Source organism: Arcobacter sp. AHV-9/2010 (assembly GCF_004116575.1).
GTDB classification, from domain to species: domain Bacteria; phylum Campylobacterota; class Campylobacteria; order Campylobacterales; family Arcobacteraceae; genus Aliarcobacter; species Aliarcobacter skirrowii.
The window spans coordinates 37,468-51,684 of sequence record NZ_PDKH01000006.1; the positions used below are offsets into that span (position 1 = coordinate 37,468).

General features: G+C 28.9%; 14 protein-coding genes and 5 tRNA genes. 6 read left to right on the forward strand and 13 right to left on the reverse strand.

Annotated features, from left to right (window positions below):
* Positions 1-6: 6 nt before the first annotated feature.
* The 7 genes from CRU94_RS08550 to CRU94_RS08580 all read right to left on the reverse strand — a co-directional run bounded on the left by CRU94_RS08550 (position 7) and on the right by CRU94_RS08580 (position 4,002).
* A complete protein-coding gene (locus CRU94_RS08550; protein ID WP_129106366.1) occupies positions 7-987 on the reverse strand; it encodes a c-type cytochrome in 981 nt (326 codons plus the stop codon).
* Positions 988-1,105: 118 nt separating this feature from the next.
* Positions 1,106-1,180 (reverse strand) — tRNA-Gln (locus CRU94_RS08555).
* Between the two features lie 18 nt (positions 1,181-1,198).
* Positions 1,199-1,275, reverse strand: a tRNA-Thr gene (locus CRU94_RS08560).
* Between the two features lie 13 nt (positions 1,276-1,288).
* Positions 1,289-1,365 (reverse strand) — tRNA-Met (locus CRU94_RS08565).
* A gap of 8 nt (positions 1,366-1,373) precedes the next feature.
* Positions 1,374-1,450 (reverse strand) — tRNA-Met (locus tag CRU94_RS08570).
* A gap of 37 nt (positions 1,451-1,487) precedes the next feature.
* Positions 1,488-1,564 (reverse strand) — tRNA-Gly (locus CRU94_RS08575).
* Positions 1,565-1,641: 77 nt separating this feature from the next.
* Positions 1,642-4,002: an ATP-binding protein gene (locus CRU94_RS08580; protein ID WP_129106367.1), complete on the reverse strand. Its 2,361-nt coding sequence runs from the start codon at positions 4,000-4,002 to the stop codon at positions 1,642-1,644.
* Between the two features lie 100 nt (positions 4,003-4,102).
* Between CRU94_RS08580 and CRU94_RS08585 the strand changes: the two genes are divergently transcribed.
* Together CRU94_RS08585 and CRU94_RS08590 are read left to right on the forward strand one after the other, a co-directional pair.
* Positions 4,103-4,474 carry a hypothetical protein gene (locus CRU94_RS08585; RefSeq protein ID WP_129106368.1) on the forward strand — a complete coding sequence of 124 codons (372 nt, stop codon included), beginning with the start codon at positions 4,103-4,105 and terminating at the stop codon, positions 4,472-4,474.
* 96 nt (positions 4,475-4,570) lie between these two features.
* The gene (locus CRU94_RS08590; protein ID WP_129106369.1) at positions 4,571-5,302 is read left to right on the forward strand and encodes a ferredoxin-thioredoxin reductase catalytic domain-containing protein; all 732 of its coding nucleotides are present in this window, start codon (positions 4,571-4,573) and stop codon (positions 5,300-5,302) included.
* A gap of 6 nt (positions 5,303-5,308) precedes the next feature.
* Here the strand turns inward: CRU94_RS08590 and CRU94_RS08595 are convergent, their stop codons facing one another.
* Genes CRU94_RS08595 through panB form a run of 3 tightly spaced genes read right to left on the reverse strand, consistent with a single transcriptional unit; the run spans position 5,309 to position 8,211 of the window.
* Complete coding sequence (locus CRU94_RS08595; protein ID WP_129106370.1) at positions 5,309-6,343, reverse strand: AI-2E family transporter; 1,035 nt, start codon at positions 6,341-6,343, stop codon at positions 5,309-5,311.
* A complete protein-coding gene (gene ruvB, locus CRU94_RS08600; protein ID WP_129106371.1) occupies positions 6,340-7,374 on the reverse strand; it encodes a Holliday junction branch migration DNA helicase RuvB in 1,035 nt (344 codons plus the stop codon). The genes CRU94_RS08595 and ruvB overlap by 4 nt, the downstream gene beginning before the upstream one ends.
* Positions 7,375-7,401: 27 nt before the next feature.
* The gene (gene panB / locus CRU94_RS08605) at positions 7,402-8,211 is read right to left on the reverse strand and encodes a 3-methyl-2-oxobutanoate hydroxymethyltransferase (protein WP_129106372.1); all 810 of its coding nucleotides are present in this window, start codon (positions 8,209-8,211) and stop codon (positions 7,402-7,404) included.
* 96 nt (positions 8,212-8,307) lie between these two features.
* On the opposite strand from panB, the gene trpA reads away from it, so the two are divergent.
* Together trpA and CRU94_RS08615 are read left to right on the forward strand one after the other, a co-directional pair.
* A complete protein-coding gene (trpA, locus tag CRU94_RS08610) occupies positions 8,308-9,048 on the forward strand; it encodes a tryptophan synthase subunit alpha (protein WP_129106373.1) in 741 nt (246 codons plus the stop codon).
* Positions 9,049-9,789 carry an arginyltransferase gene (locus CRU94_RS08615; RefSeq protein ID WP_129106374.1) on the forward strand — a complete coding sequence of 247 codons (741 nt, stop codon included), beginning with the start codon at positions 9,049-9,051 and terminating at the stop codon, positions 9,787-9,789.
* Positions 9,790-9,802: 13 nt separating this feature from the next.
* Here CRU94_RS08615 and feoB read toward each other — a convergent pair whose 3' ends face one another.
* Positions 9,803-11,686: a ferrous iron transport protein B gene (gene feoB, locus CRU94_RS08620; RefSeq protein WP_129106375.1), complete on the reverse strand. Its 1,884-nt coding sequence runs from the start codon at positions 11,684-11,686 to the stop codon at positions 9,803-9,805.
* Positions 11,676-11,906 carry a FeoA family protein gene (locus CRU94_RS08625; RefSeq protein WP_129106376.1) on the reverse strand — a complete coding sequence of 77 codons (231 nt, stop codon included), beginning with the start codon at positions 11,904-11,906 and terminating at the stop codon, positions 11,676-11,678. The genes feoB and CRU94_RS08625 overlap by 11 nt, the downstream gene beginning before the upstream one ends.
* Positions 11,907-12,049: 143 nt before the next feature.
* On the opposite strand from CRU94_RS08625, the gene CRU94_RS08630 reads away from it, so the two are divergent.
* Positions 12,050-12,499: a Fur family transcriptional regulator gene (locus CRU94_RS08630; RefSeq protein WP_129106377.1), complete on the forward strand. Its 450-nt coding sequence runs from the start codon at positions 12,050-12,052 to the stop codon at positions 12,497-12,499.
* A 220-nt stretch (positions 12,500-12,719) separates the two neighbouring features.
* Positions 12,720-13,601: a DUF234 domain-containing protein gene (locus tag CRU94_RS08635; RefSeq protein ID WP_129106378.1), complete on the forward strand. Its 882-nt coding sequence runs from the start codon at positions 12,720-12,722 to the stop codon at positions 13,599-13,601.
* A 33-nt stretch (positions 13,602-13,634) separates the two neighbouring features.
* Here the strand turns inward: CRU94_RS08635 and folE are convergent, their stop codons facing one another.
* Positions 13,635-14,207, reverse strand: a complete 573-nt coding sequence (folE, locus tag CRU94_RS08640; RefSeq protein ID WP_129106379.1) for a GTP cyclohydrolase I FolE — start codon at positions 14,205-14,207, stop codon at positions 13,635-13,637.
* Positions 14,208-14,217: the final 10 nt, after the last annotated feature.

A 14,217-nucleotide genomic window follows, 5' to 3' on the forward strand; every position in this document is an offset into this window, starting at 1 on the left:
TTTTTACTATTTAATGATATTTCCATAAGGTCCAAATTTTCTCTCTATTGGGTCTTTACCTTCAATATAAGCATCAGGTGCTTTTACAGCTGCTGATGGGAAATCTTTATCTCTATTTGGTTTTTCAGGTCTTTCATGAGTATCTAAGTTCATGTAAGCTGCAACATTATAAGCCTCTTCATCTGTTAAAATTGGATGCTCTTTTGTAGCACCTAATGGCATATTATTTCTAATAAAATCAGCTGCTTTTAAAGTTCTGTACATTCCAGCACCTTTATTGTAGCTATCTTTCCCCCAAAGTGGTGGGAACATATAACCATTTGCCTTACCATCATTTTTAACACCAAGACCATCTTCTCCATGACAAGAAGCACAGTGTTGTGTATAAACAACTTTACCTTTAACAGGATCAGCTGCTTGTTTTTTAATCATTTTTCTATCAACTTTATAAAGTCCTCTTCCTTCAAGCTTATTAGAAGCCCCAATAGGAACTCCTTGACTTAACCAAAACATATAAGCTTCCATAGCCTTCATCTCTTTACTCTCAACTGGAAGTGGTTTACCATTCATACTTCTTTGCATACAACCATTGATTCTTTCAGCTAAAGTTCCAATTGCATCCTCTCTTGGTCTATATTGAGGAAAAGCTGCACTTGTTCCTACAAATGGCGCTGAATAAGCTTTTGTTCCAGCATCTAAGTGACAAGTTTGACATGAAAAATTATTTCCAGAGTATCTCATTTTTTTATCATCAACCTCTGGTCCAATATACTTATAAGTATGAACTATAAGCTCTTTTCCATACTTAATCATATCTCCCATTTGATTATTTGGGATTGTGCTCTCATCTGGAATTTTATACTCAAGTTTTTCACCCTCATATTTATACCCCATACTACTTCTTTTTGCAAGCTCTTTTGGATCAAATGCAAATGCACTTGTTGCAAATAGACTACATACTGTAGCTAATACTACTATTTTTCTCATAACTTCCTCCTAATTTGATTTTGAATTGTATTATTTCAATATAACACGAAGATAACAAAAGAAATTTTACAAGGCTTTGAATTGTAACAAAAGAAATTTTTATTGTAAAGATTGTAAGTGGATGGGGTAGAAGGATTCGAACCTTCGAATGACGGTACCAAAAACCGTTGCCTTACCGCTTGGCGATACCCCAAAAAAAGGTTATTAAAAGTGGAGCTGGTGAAGGGAGTCGAACCCCCGACCTGCTGATTACAAATCAGCTGCTCTAGCCAACTGAGCTACACCAGCATCCATAAATAAATGGTGTCAAGAGAGGGACTCGAACCCTCGACCTCCGGCTTATGAGACCAGCGCTCTAACCAGCTGAGCTACCTTGACACAAAAATTGGTTGCGGAAACAGGATTTGAACCTGTGACCTTCGGGTTATGAGCCCGACGAGCTACCTAGCTGCTCTATTCCGCGATATATAAAAGAACGATTTAACTTAAAAAAAGTTAAGTGGAGCGGGAGACGAGACTCGAACTCGCGACAGTCTGCTTGGAAGGCAGAAGCTCTAGCCAACTGAGCTACTCCCGCACTTTTTGAAGCAATTGTATCAAAAAGGAGTGGAATTATAAGCATTTACAAATTAAAATTTGCTTAAGTAAAGACAACTACTGTTCAATCCACAAAATTTCTACTTTTAAATCATAAATATCTGCTCTTTTTGGTTTTATATCAAACTCTTCTATAACTAAATTAGAAATATCATTATCTTTATTAATCTTTTCAATCTCATATTGTAGAGTATCTTGAAGAGTTATTTGAAGGGTTTTAAGAGTATTTATCTCATCTTCTATAAGTTTTATATCATCTCTCTCTTTTAAGACTTTTGAAGTAGCTCTTGCACTACTACTTATTTTTGTTGCACTAATTTTTGAATTACTTTTTCCAAAAAAAGCCGTTAAAATTGTATTTGCGATTGATATAAAGCTATTTGCTGAAGCATTTGTTAAATCTTTTTTCTCTTTTTGAAGTTTCAAATTAAGTCTATTAATCTTTTCTAAAATTTGATTACTCTCTTTTTCTAATCTACTTTTTAACTTCTCTATTTCAAAATCTATATTCTCATTTAATCTATCTTGTAATCTAATTTTAAAATCTTCCAAGCTCTCATTTTGTTTTGAAAAGAGTTTTAAATCATCATTTTTATATAAAGTTAATTTTGAATTTCTATATACAAAATCATTAAAACTCTTCTGCAAAAGTTTAATTTTTGACTCATTTAAAACATATGATGGAAGTTCATAATAAAAACTACTTTGTTTCTCTTTTTGCTCAAAATCTTTTATAGTTATAGCTTCAAGTTCATCAAAATTTGGCTCTTTATCATTTTTATCTAAATATAACCTATAGTTTAAATTCTCTTTTAAATCAATATTTTTTGAAGCTAAATTGTAGTGAATATTACAAGATAAAAGAAGATATCCTTGCATATAATAAGCACTATTTTGTGATTTATATAAATAACTCTCTTTTAATCCACTTGCAATAACTTGTTTTGCTTTTCCTTTGGAAATATCAACAAAATTGTTCTCATTTAAACTATTTTCCTCTTTTTTATAACTTTTTTGCTTTTTATGACTCATAAGTTTTGATATAGCATCTTTAGAGAGTGGTCCTTTTAAGTAAGACAGTGCCCATCTTGTCTCAAAAACTTTTAAATTTTTTTCATTTATATTTTTTAAAATAAAATTTCTTTTTGGTAGTGAAGTTAATTTTGAAATTAAATCATTTTTATCAAAAGCTTCACTTGATGATGCACTACTTAATCCATCAATTACTCTATTTATATCCTGCTTTGTTTGCAATCTTCCTATAAACCATGTTCCAATGTTACTTAAACCTTTATAATCAATATCAACAGGATTTTGTGTTGATAAAACAACACCTATTCCAAAACTTCTTGCTTGTTTTAGAAGTGTAAGCATTGGTTGTTTTGAAGGAGGATTTGCTTGTGCTGGAAAATATCCAAATATCTCATCCATATACAACAGTGCTTTTAAAGATGTTGTCCCCTCTTGTCTTCTCATCCAAGTTACAATTTGATTTAAAAGTATTGTTACAAAAAACATTCTTTGAGAATCATTTAGGTGTGCAATTGAAAATATATTTACCTTTGGTTTTCCATCTTCATTGTATAAAAGTTTTGAAATATCAAGAGTTTCACCCTCTAACCAGCTACTAAAAGATGGGCTTGCAATGATATTATTAAGTTTTAATGCAAAATTTAATCTATCACTTTTTGAAAAAAATGTCTCTAAATCAAAAACTCCAATTTTTGAAAATGGTGGAGTTACAATTAAAGTAATCAACTCTTCAAGAGTTAAATCTTTTTGCTCTTTAAAATAGTTTGTAAATATAGAGGCTAAAAGAATTGACTCTTTTGATGTCTCATCACTACTATTTTCAATCAAAGATAAAATTGAGTGAACTGTTGAGTTTATAATTGTAGAGAATAGCTCATTATCTTCTATTACTTCAATACTTGGAGCTTTAAATGATGATAAAATAGAGACTTGAACACCTGCACTACTAGCTGGTGTATAAATTGTAAAATCAGCACTATCTTTTAGTTTTTTTACTCTACTAATATCTTGAAAATCTCTTGTGATACCATCTTTGTAGTTCGTTGAAACTTTTTTTGCAAAATCATCTTTACTTAATCCACTGTTTGAAATCTCACTACTATCAAGCCAAGGTTCAAAATCACTTGGATTTAGATTAGGAAAGTTTAATAATAAATTTGTCATATCACCTTTTGGATCTACTATTATTGATGGAATTTGATCAATTGCAGCCTCTTCTAAAAGTGTTATTCCAAGCCCTGTTTTTCCGCTTCCTGTCATTCCTATTATTGCAGCATGTGTTAATAAATCCTTGTTTTGATAAACAAGAGGAACAAAACTATCTTCAACTTTTTCTTTACCTATATAAAAAAGTTTTAATTTTTCATAATCAAAAGTGCTATTCATTAAATATTTCCTAAAAAAAATTATTAGATTATAACCAAAATTATAGAAAAAACTTAAAATTTATTGTATAATAAGAAAATTTTAAGAAAAGGAGCATTGTATGGAACTTGGAATTAGACCAAATATTGATCAGTTTAAAGAGAATGCTACTATTGAGCTACAACAAGTAAAATCTACTTCTAACTCAGCAAAAACTGATGGACAAAAAGAGCTACAACAAATTCAAAAAAAGAGTATTGAAAATGCAAAAGATGATGCAAAAGCAGAATCTATAAAAAATGATAGTGCAACTCAAAGCAAATATGAAGTTGTAATGTCAAATACAAATTTTGGATTTAATACTAGCTCTGAAGATTTTTATGTAAAAGTTTCAAGAGGAAATGTTGAAAATCAATATCCAACAGAAGATATGATGAGAGTAAAAGCTCAAATGTTAGCTTTACAAAAAGCTCAAATGGAATCTAACTCTTAATTTTCTAATTAATAGTTGGCTTAATCTATTTTTTAAGCCAACTCTACTAAAACTACTAATATAATTTTATCTTATTTAAATATATAGGAATTTTTTATGATAGCAAAGATTGATATTAATTCAATAGAGTTTAAAAATGAGTTAGAAAATACAAAAGAATTTACAAAAGATGTATTAAAAAAACACAATTTAGTATTTAATCCTGATTTTGAAGTTGTTGAGTCTATTGAGATGGGACTTACAAGAAACCAACTAATTTATGGAAAGAAATATTGCCCATGTTTTATGGTAATAAAAGAGAGTGAAACTGAAAAAAATAGAGTTTGTCCTTGTGTTCCAGCTCTTACAAAAGAGATTCCAACAAAAGGAAACTGTCATTGTGGAATCTTTTGTACAAAAGATAAAGCAGATGAGTTGCTTTTAGGACATGATACAAGAGAGGCTATAGTAACTCATAGCAGAGGTCTTACAAAAAATGAGTGTGAAGATTTATTAAACAAAGAGGATATTAGTTCAATTGAGCTTGAAGCACTACTTGAAGCTAGAGAGTTAGGAATGGTTGATTTTTTACTAGTTGATACAAGAGAGTGGATGGAGTGGGTAAATGCTAGAATTGAGGGAACTGATTATTTAGTTCCAACAACTTCATTTTATAACTCTCTTGAGCCACTAAATAATAAAAAAGATAGAACTATAATCTTATATTGTCACAGTGGAAGCAGAAGTGCTTATTGTCAAAGAGTTATGCTAAATATGGGATTTAAAAGAGTTATAAACTTAGATTATGGAATTATGACTTGGCAAGGAGAGGTTTTAAGAGGAGAGTAGTGATATTTACTTAAAAATATCACTATACTTTCTTAATAACTCCATTACAGATATAAAAAGACTAACCATAGCAGGTCCAATTATCATACCCCAAAATCCAAAAGTAGATAATCCTGCAATTATTGAGAAAAATATCAAAAGTGAACTAATATTTGTTCTATTTTTTACAACTTTTTTATTTATATAGTTTATTATTATTGGTTTTATAAAAGTATCTGCAATAATTGATATTACAACTATTGAGTAAATAGCAATAAATATTGCATTTGATAAAGTTCCTGTACTTGCTTCATATATTGAAACAGGAAGCCACATAATAACTCCACCAATAACAGGAATCAGTGAGGCAAAACCATATAAAACACCAAACAATAGACCGTCATATCCAAATATTGTTAAGAATACTCCAAATAAAAATCCTTGAAATATAGCTGTTACTAAAATTGAGTAAAAAACTACGCTCATAACGCTTGAAGATTCATTAAATAAAATTGTTGCATCTTCATTATTTATTGGAATAATATTTTTTAAATATTGTGAAATTTGTTTTGAATATAGCGTAAAGAAGAATAAAAATATTAGAATTAAAAACATATCAGCCATAAATTTTGCACTATTTTTACCTAAATATGCGCTCAAAGATACAAGCTGTTGAACTAATTTCCCAATATCTAGCTTTGAAGTAATACTCTCCATAAAATCATTTAAAAAACTAAACTCTTTTAATATACCAAAAAAAGATATTTTTATCTCATTTAAATTATTTACTAAAGTCACTTGATTTACTTGATTAAAATATGTAGCAAAAGAGATAATGCAATATAAAATTGGAATAAAAAATAGTGAAGCCATTACAAAAGTTATTATTGAAGTTGATAATACCCTATTTTTAATGCTTCTTTCTATTTTTTGATGCATAGAGTTTGTAGCAATTGTAAGAAGTGTTGCTACAAAAATAGATTTTAAAAATGGATTAAATAACTCTATAAGAAAAAATAGCAAAACTATAGAGATTGTTATTAAAAAATATGCTGGTTTCAAAAAAGTTTTCCTTGAAAACTATCATCTAATTTATTACCATCTGGTGGAGTTAATCTAAACATCTCATAAGTTTTAACGCTAGCAACTCTTCCGCGTGCTGTTCTTTCTATATATCCGTTTGCAAGTAAATATGGCTCAATTGCATCTTCAATTGTCCCCTCATCTTCACTTAAAGCTGCTGCAATTGTTCCTAATCCCATAGGTCTTCCTTTATTTGAAATAAGAAGTTCTAATAGATTTATATCCATCTCATCAAAACCATTCTCATTAACCCCTAGCTCATCAAGTGCATATTTACATCTATCTAATTTTATGGTTTTATCATTTACAACTTGAGAAAAATCTCTTACTCTTCTAAGAAGTCGCAAGGCAACCCTTGGAGTTCCTCTGCTTCTTTTTGAAATCTCTAAAGCTGATTCATCTTCACAAAATATACCTAACTTTACAGAAGCTTTTTGAATAATTTTTGCTAACTCTTCATCTGTATAAAATTGCATTCTAAAATGCATTCCAAATCTCTCTCTAAGAGGATTTGAGAGCATTCCAGCTCTTGTTGTTGCTCCAATTAGTGTAAATCTTGGCAAATCAATTTTTACAGTTTGAGCAGCAGGTCCACTACCAATTATAATATCAAGTCTATAATCCTCCATCGCTGGATATAAAATCTCTTCAACAGCAGGACTTAAACGATGAATCTCATCAATAAAAAGAATATCTCCCTCTTCAAGGTTTGTTAAAATAGCTGCTAAATCACCACTTTTTTCAATCATAGGACCAGCTGTTACTTTTATATTTGTACTCATCTCATTTGATATAAGATAAGATAGAGTTGTTTTTCCAAGACCTGGAGGTCCATAAAATAAAATATGATCAAGTGCTTCTGCTCTTTTTTTAGAGGCATCTATAAAGACTCTAAGATTTTTTTTAATCTTCTCTTGACCTATATAATCATCCCAGTTTGAGGGTCTTAAACTCTGCTCATTTGTCTCTTCTTCAAAAGATACTGATTCAACCTCAACTAATCTTTGCACTATAAAGCTCCGCTTTTAAAATTCATTTTAATACTCTTCCTCTTTTGATGGAAAATTTTGTGATTGAACATCATCTCTGTAGTTATTTACAGCATCTTTTACAAGTTTAGAACCATTTAAATAGTGTCTTACAAACTTTGGTTTAAAATCTTCAAAAAATCCTAACATATCAGACCAAACTAAGACTTGACCATCACACTCTTTACCAGCTCCAATTCCAATTGTTGGAATTGAAACAGCTTGTGTAATTTTTTGTGCAACATCACTCATAACACCCTCTATTACAATACAAAATGCTCCTGCTTTCTCTATTGCGATTGCATCACGAATTAACTGCTCTTCATCAATTTTTGTTTTTCCTCGAACCTTATATCCACCAACACTTCTTACATATTGTGGCATAAGACCAATATGACCCATAACTGCAATTGAGTTTGATGTAAGATGTTTTACAATATCGGCTCTATCCTCACCACCCTCAATTTTTACAGCACTTGCAGCTGTTTTTTTATAAACTTTTACACAATTTTTTAAAGCTTCATCTTTATTAATATATGTTCCAAAAGGCATATCCATAACAACAAAACTATCTTTTGCACCGTTGCAAACAGCGTTTGTGTGATAAATCATCTGATCTAGCGTTGCACTTAAAGTATCATCTTTACCAGCAAAACTCATATTTAAACTATCTCCTACAAGTATAATATCAGCACTTTGTGAAAATAGTTTTGCAAACAAAGCATCATATGCTGTAATTACAGTTAGTTTAAATCTATTTTTTGCATTTATAATCTTCGTTATGTTCATTTTTTCAAAATTTTGTTTAATTATACTCATAATAAAATCCTAAATTAAAATAGAGTTGATTATAGCTAAAAATAGATTTTAATTCGGTTTTAGATAAAATCAAAAAATTTATTTTTAGGATAAGAGTTGAAAAAATTAGTTGGATATATTACTACATCTTTACCAAACAACAATTTTACAATTGATTTGGCATATAGTTTAAAAGATAGTGGAGTTGATATTTTAGAGCTTGGTGTTCCATTTTCAGATCCAGTTGCAGAAGGACCAATTATTGAAAAAGCTAATTTATTGGCTTTAAAAAATGGTTTTAAACTAAATGATCTTTTTGAAGTTTCATCAAAAATTGCAAAAGATATTGATACTTTGTGGATGGGATATATGAATCCATTTTATCACTATGGCTTGGAAAACTTCTTAAAAAAAGCAGTTGAATATAGTGTATCAGGAGTGGTAATTCCAGATTTACCTTATGAAATGGGTAAAAAATATGAAGAGCTTTTCAAAAAATATAATAAAGCAAATATAGCATTTGTAGCTCCTACAACACCTGAGAATAGAATTAAACTACTTGTAGAAAATTCACAAAAATTTATCTATATGGTTGCTTATGCTGGAATTACAGGAAGCGGAAGAGATGAGGATTTATCACAACTTATAAAAAATGTAAGAAAATATTCACAAACTCCTTTATATATTGGTTTTGGAATAAATGAAAAAACTTGTAAGGAAAAATCAAAAGATGTTGATGGAGTTATAGTTGGAAGTGCTTTTGTTCAACATCTGCTTGATGATAGTTTAAATAGTAGTGAAAAAATCAAAAAAATATCTTCTTTGGCAAAAGAGATAAAAGAGAAAATAAACGAATAGATGCAGTTTTTTAACCAAGATTTTGAGTTTTTTGAAGAGAATAGAGAGTGTTCCTATTTTGACAATGAATCATCTGATATTAGATACCAATTTTTAAATAGTTGTAGTAGTGAAAACTACCAAAATAAGCTAGAAAGAGGTTGGAGAAGATTTGGTAAGGTTCATTTTGTGCCTGAGTGCAGATCTTGCACAAAATGTGTATCTATGAGAATAGATGTAGCAAACTTTAAATTTTCAAAATCTCAAAAAAGAGTCTTAGCAAAAAACAGAGATACAAAAATTTCAATACGAAATCCAAGTGTTACAATTGAGCATTTAGAGCTTTATAACAAATATCATGAATTTATGAATCACAAAAAGAATTGGCCATATAATCCAATAGATTTAGATGACTATGTAAAATCCTATGTAGAGGGTGAAAAAGAGTATGCTAGAGAGTTTTTATATTTTAGAGATAACAAATTAATTGGTGTTGCTCTAGTAGATATTCTAGAAAAATCAATCTCATCTATTTATTGTTTTTATGACCATGATTATAGTGATTTATCTATTGGAAAATTCTCAATTTTGTTTCAAATACAAATTGCAAAAGAGTTAAAAATACCATATATCTATTTAGGATATTGGATTAAAGATCATTTTTCAATGGGATATAAAGAGGAGTATATGCCTTTTGAGGTTTTAAAAAATAGAGCAAAATATAGCCAAGAGAGCCTTTGGGAAGCTTTTAAAATGGATTAGTAGTTGCAAACAGTTATGCAACTACTAATTTTGTAATATTATATGCCACAAATGATACTATCCAAGCAGTTGAAGTTGTAAAAATAAATAGATAAAGCAGATATTTCCATGAACCAGCCTCTTTTGTAAATACCATAGCAGCAGCTAAACATGGAATATATAACATTACAAAAACTATAAATGATATTGCTGAAGCAAAAGGTATGTTTTGTTTTATTTTCTCAACTAAGCCTTCACTTGGATTTTCTGGATCTTCATTTGCACCTTGTTTGTACAAAATAGATAGAGTTGTAACAACAACCTCTTTTGCTGCTAAACCAGCCTCAAGAGCAACTGTCATCTTCCAATCAAAACCTAAAGGAGCAAACAAAGGTTCACTAAACTTACCAATAACTCCTAAATATGAGTTTTCAAGATTATATAAATCTAACTCGTTTTGTAAATCTATTTTTTGCTCTTTTGTAGTTGCTAACTCAATTTTAGATTCAAACTCCTCTTGAAACTCTAAGTTTTTTGGATAATTACTCATAAACCAAATTAAAACTGAAGCTGCTAAAATAAAAGTTCCAGCTTTTTTTAAATACATAAAACCTTTATTTATAATATCTTTAAAAATAAATCTAAATGATGGTAGCCTATACTTTGGCATCTCCATTACAAAAGGTTCATCAACTCCTTTAAATACTACAACTCTTAAAATCTTTGCAGCAAACAGCCCAAAAATGGCTCCTGAAATATATATTATAAAAAGAATATTTCCAGCACTTTGAGTTGAAAAAAATGCACCTGCGAAAAGTACATAAATAGGCAATCTAGCACCACATGACATAAATCCAATTATAAACAAAGTTATCAATCTATCTTTTTGGTTTTTTAAAGTTCTTGCTGCCATATAAGCTGGAACCGAGCATCCAAAACCTGTTACTAAAGGTATAAAAGATTTTCCATGTAATCCAAATTTATGAAAAATCCCATCCAATAAAAAAGCAACTCTACTCATATATCCTGTTGATTCTAGTAAAGATATTCCTAAAAATAGAATCAAAATATTTGGTAAAAACATAACAACAGCACCAACTCCTGCAACTATTCCATCTGAAAGAAGTAAACTTAGTTGATTTTCACCAAAAAGATTTTTAATCTCTAAAGAGATTGTTGAAAAACCAATATCAATATACTCCATAGGAACTTCTCCTAATGTAAAAGTCAATTGAAAAAGTATCCACATAAAAAATAAAAAGATAGGAATTCCTAAATATTTATTCATCAATATAGAATCAATCTTCTCTGTAACACTCTTATTTGAAAAATTATCTACACTTACGCACTCTTTTACAGCACTTTTACAAAATTCAAATCTTTGATTAATTGAAGAGATATCTATATTTGACACCTCTTTATTTTTATAAGTTTTTATAATCTCTTCTAATAGTTTATCAAGTCCATCTTTTGTTTTAGCACTTGTTTTTACACAAGAGATATTTAAAAAATTTGATAACTTTTTTTCATCTATTAATATATTCTCTTTTTTTGCTTCATCACTCATATTTAAAGCAATTACAATCTTTTTATTAAGTGCCATAAGTTCAGTTGTCAAAAGAAGATTTCTTTGAAGATTTGTAGAATCAACAACATTTAAAATAATATCGTAGTTATTTTTATTTAAAAACTCATTTACAACTCTCTCTTCAATTGAATAGTTTGTAAGTGAATATGAGCCTGGTAGATCAACAATAGTTATATCAAAATCTTTATAAAAGAAATTTATCTCTTTTTTTTCAACAGTAACTCCTGAAAAATTTCCAACTTTTAATCTTGAGTTAGAAATAGAGTTAATAAGCATAGATTTCCCAACATTTGGTTGTCCAACCAATGCAATCTTAATTTTAGTTTTCACAAACTTCTACTTTTATACTATTGGCTTCACTATCTCTTAAAGCAACTTTTGATTTATCTACTCTTATTTCAATAGTCTTTTTTCTTAATGATTTTGCAGTTACACAAATATTTGTACCCTCTACTATTCCAAATGAGTAAAATCTATTTTTTAAAATATCATCACAATTTATAGCCTTGATTGTAGCTATTTTATTAAAATCTAAATCATTTATAGACATATTTGTACCTTTTTAAAACAATAATGATTATTGTAATATAAAGTTTGATAAATATAGCTTAAGCTAAATCAAAAGATATATAAGTTTGAAATTTATTCAAACTTTAGATATACTAATAAGTTAAAATTTAAAGAGGTATTTATATGAAACAAAATAGTGATCAAGAAAAAATAATTGAAGAGCTAAGAAGAATTGTTAAGCAAAAAGGTTTAAAGTACACTGAACAACGAGAGATAATTTTAAGTGTACTGCTTCAAGCTGATGATCATTTGACTGCTGAAGAGATTTATAATCAAATCAAAAAAGATTATCCCGATTCAAATGTTGGAATAGCTACAGTTTATAGAGCTTTAGGATTTTTAGAAGAGATTGATCTTATCGCATCTATTAACTTTGGTACTGAAGGTAAAAAATATGAAAGCAATACGAAATCTCATCACGACCACTTAATTTGTACAGAGTGTGGAGTTATTGTTGAATTTGTAGATGATGAGATTGAAAAAAGACAAGAGAAGATTGCAAAAGCAAATAAATTTAAAATAACTGATCACTCAATGCAACTATATGGAGTTTGTGAAAAATGTCAAAAGTAGTGTCAAACACTACTTCTTTCTTCCTAAAAATCAATCATTAACTTTACAGCTATAGTGGGGAAGGTGTGTAATTTAGATGTCTATTTTCCATCTGAAATTCCAACATGCGTGGGTGCTCCAAATAACCCACTTTTTGATTTTTAAATCGAGCTTATAATATTACATTTGGAAAAAGAGAATAAATTTAAGTTATTCAATCTATCTTAAGGAAAACAAAAACATGATTATATTAGACAAATCAATAAAAGAGCAGTTTAAATTATTTTGTAAAGTAAACAAAATAGATGATATGCAAATTGCAATAAAATATTTTACTATATTTGGAGGACTTAAGATAGAGATAGATACTTCAAAACCAATTTTAGAATTAATAGAAAAACATATTTTAAACAACTACAACTACTATAGAAGCGAAATAAACCATTTAACAGGCGGTTACCATGTAGATCATGCGATTCTTTCTGGAGTTGCACTAGGAGATAGAAAAACTACAAATGCCTTTAAAAGAGCTCATGTAAGCTTTGAAGAGGGTATGAAGTGTGTTGACTCACTGTATGAAAAAGAGATTTTAGATATTGATAGTTCTGAACACTTTTTACTTGGAAAAAGAGGTGATTCAAAAGTGGCTAAAAAGCTTATTTTTACGAATCCTTTTCTTCGATTTTGGTTTGCTTTTGTATCTCCTATTTACAAAGGGATTAAAGATGGAAACTATGAGGAGTTTAAAGAGAAATTTAAAAGTAGAGAGTCAGATTTTAGTGATTTTATCTTTGAAGAGTTAGCTTTAGCTTTTATAAAAAATAGTTTTGTAGATAATATAAAACAGCATGGTCAATATTGGAATGAGAATATCAATATTCCAATAGTTGCAAAAACGATTTTGGAAAAAACTATTGTAGGAATGTGCAAATATAGTGATAATAAATTAAAAAAGAGTGAATTTAATAAATTTTTAGAGGATCTAAAAAGTGAAGATATAGCTTATGATATTATAGTTATTTTTACAAAAAATGGTTGCTCTAATGAACTTAAAAATCTAAAGAGTGATACTTTAAAAATATTTAATGCAAAGAGCTTAAAAGCTTTATTACTTAATAATTAACTATATTATTTAATAAATAGACCAAAAAATGGTTTATTTATTAAAAGAAGAAGATACTATTGATAAAAACTCATCTTTAGTTTTTTTATCAGATTTAAAAAGTCCTCTTAAAGAAGAAGTTACAGTAGTTGAACAAATTTTTTCAACTCCACGCATCTCCATACACATATGTCTTGCATCAATCATAACAGCAACACCTTTTGGTTTTAAGTGTTCATTTAAAGCATCACAAATCTGCTCTGTCATCTGCTCTTGAATTTGAAGTCTTCTTGCAAAAACATCAACAACTCTAGGAATTTTTGAAAGTCCAACAACTTTCCCATTTGGAATATAAGCAACATGAGCTTTTCCAATAATTGGCAACATATGATGCTCACAAAAAGAGTAAAACTCTATATCTTTTACAACAACCATCTCATCATTTGTAGATGTAAAAAGTGCTTTTTGAATAATCTCTTTTGGGTCAAGTTTATATCCACTAAACATAAACTCATAAGCTTTTCTAACACGCTTTGGAGTATCTAAAAGACCCTCTCTATTTACATCTTCTTCAATATACTCTAAAATATTTTTTATTGAATTCTCAAACTCAATCTCTTTCATAATTTATAATTCC